Origin of the sequence: Methylobacterium sp. CCH5-D2 (genome assembly GCF_001556475.1) — a bacterium.
In the GTDB taxonomy this organism is placed as follows: domain Bacteria; phylum Pseudomonadota; class Alphaproteobacteria; order Rhizobiales; family Beijerinckiaceae; genus Methylobacterium; species Methylobacterium hispanicum.
The window spans coordinates 1-665 of the sequence record NZ_LSIX01000462.1 but is presented as its reverse complement, the minus strand read 5'-3'; the positions used below and the strand labels follow the sequence as shown (position 1 = coordinate 665).

Sequence of the window (665 nt, the reverse complement as noted above, 5' to 3'; positions counted from 1 at the left end):
CCCCCCCGACACCCGTCACCCCGGCGCGCCCGCCGCGGGCCGGGCGGAGCGGTTCCGGGGCGCACCCGCGCCCGGGCCCCACGTCCTGCTGATCCAGCCCCAGGCCGAGAACGCGGGCGCCCAGGCCATCGCCCGCATGCTGGCCACCGCGCTGGCGGAGCGCGGCTACCGCACCGGGCAGCTCTTCTTCTACCGCAAGACCGGCGCCTTCGACGCCGAGCCGGGCGTCGCCTTCTGCGCGGCCGGGCGGCCGCGCACGCCGCTCGCCTTCGCGCGCTTCTTCCTCGATCTCGTGCGCCGGATCCGCCGTGCGCGGCCGGACGCGGTGCTGTGCTTCCAGCACTACGGCAACATCGTCGGCGCCGCCGCCGCGCGGCTCGCGGGCGTGCCCGTGGTGATCGCCAACCAGAACTCGGCCCGCGACACCACCCCGCCGCGCGCCAGGGCCGTCGATCGCTGGCTCGGCGCACGCGGCCTCTACGGCCGGATCGTGGTGAACTCCCACGATTCGGCCGGCGACCTCGCGGATTATCCGGAGCGCTACCGTGCCCGCGTGGTGCATATCGACCACGGCTTCGTCGGCCGCGACAGCGCGTTGAGCCAGGCGGAGGCGCGCGCCCGCCTCGGCCTCGCCCTTCCCCCCGGCGGGCGCCTGCTCGGCTGCG

At 77.0% G+C, this 665-nt stretch carries 1 protein-coding gene; it reads left to right on the top strand.

What is annotated here, in order from left to right; all coding sequences use genetic code 11:
• Positions 1-665 (top strand): glycosyltransferase (locus AX737_RS11760; RefSeq protein ID WP_156453671.1); only part of this gene is annotated, 665 nt, incomplete at both ends.